The sequence below is a fragment of the Pseudomonas sp. JUb52 genome (assembly GCF_004341115.1).
GTDB lineage: Bacteria > Pseudomonadota > Gammaproteobacteria > Pseudomonadales > Pseudomonadaceae > Chryseomonas > Chryseomonas oryzihabitans.
On record NZ_SLYS01000048.1, the window covers coordinates 1 to 1149 of the forward strand.

A 1149-nucleotide genomic window follows, 5' to 3' on the forward strand; every position below is an offset into this window, starting at 1 on the left:
GGGTTCTACCCCGTTAGCACGGACACTTTCGAGTAAGCTCATACCGAGCTGAAGGAGTGTTCATGAAGCGCAAGAAATACAGTCCTGAATTCAAGCGGGAAGCCATCGAGTTGGTTCGTCGTTCAGGGGCGAGCTGTCGACAAGTGGCCCTGGAGATTGGTGTAGCTCCGAACCTGCTCACACGCTGGGTTCGAGAAGCACAACCAGGCACAGAAAAGGCCTTTCCCGGAACCGGTAGTCCGCGAGATGAGGAGCTGGCCCGCCTCAAGCGTGAGTTGGCCCGGGTGACCAAGGAACGTGATTTTTTAAGAGACGCGGCAGCGTACTTTGCCAGGGAATCATCGAGCGGTACACGGTGATCCAGCGCTGCCGCAACGAGTACCCGGTACGTCTGATGTGCCGTTGCCTGAAGGTTTCTGCCAGTGGCTATTACGCCTGGCAGGATCGTGATCCAAGCCCGCGAACTCAAGAGAATGCACGCCTGGTAAGGCGCATTCGGGAGATTCACGAGGACAGCCGTGGTGTGATCGGAGCGCCCCGGATGCACGAGGATCTGCTCGACGAGGGCGAAACCGTCAGCCTGAACCGTGTTGCTCGCCTGATGGCGGCTGAGCGAATTCAAGGTTGGCCACGCCGCAAGAGGCGTGGCTTTGGCAGAGTCGCCAGCGGGCGTCCAGCAGGCGTGAAAAACCTGCTGGAGCGCGATTTCACTGCGCAGGAACCGGAGCGCAAGTGGGTCACGGACATCACGGAAATAGCCACACTGGAAGGCAAGCTCTTCCTATGCGTGGTGCTCGACTTGTACAGCAAGCTGGTGATCGGTTGGTCGATGCATCACCGTCAGGATCGGCAGATGGTGATTCGAGCGGTGGAGATGGCGATCTGGCAGCGCCAGGGTGACTGGTCAGTGATCCTGCATTCGGATCGCGGCAGCCAATTCACCAGTGCTGACTACCAGCGCTTTCTGAATCGCAACACGCTGGTCTGCAGCATGAGTGCAGTCGGGCATTGCGGCGACAACGCTGCCTGTGAAGGCTTCTTCGGTCAGCTCAAACGGGAGCGCGTTGCCCATCAGTCGTATCGAACTCGTGATGAAGCACGGGCGGATTTATTCGACTACATCGAGCGGTTTCATAACCCACGAATGCG

The 1149-nt window shown here is 58.3% G+C and carries 1 protein-coding gene; it reads left to right on the plus strand.

The features are described from left to right. Nucleotides 1–62 precede the first annotated feature (62 nt). A protein-coding gene (locus tag EC839_RS24090) for an IS3 family transposase (RefSeq protein ID WP_132833231.1) occupies nucleotides 63–1149 on the plus strand; the annotation gives its coding sequence in 2 pieces (ribosomal slippage) (nucleotides 63–309 and nucleotides 309–1149; 1088 coding nt annotated over the 2 pieces). This gene is flagged as partial in the annotation.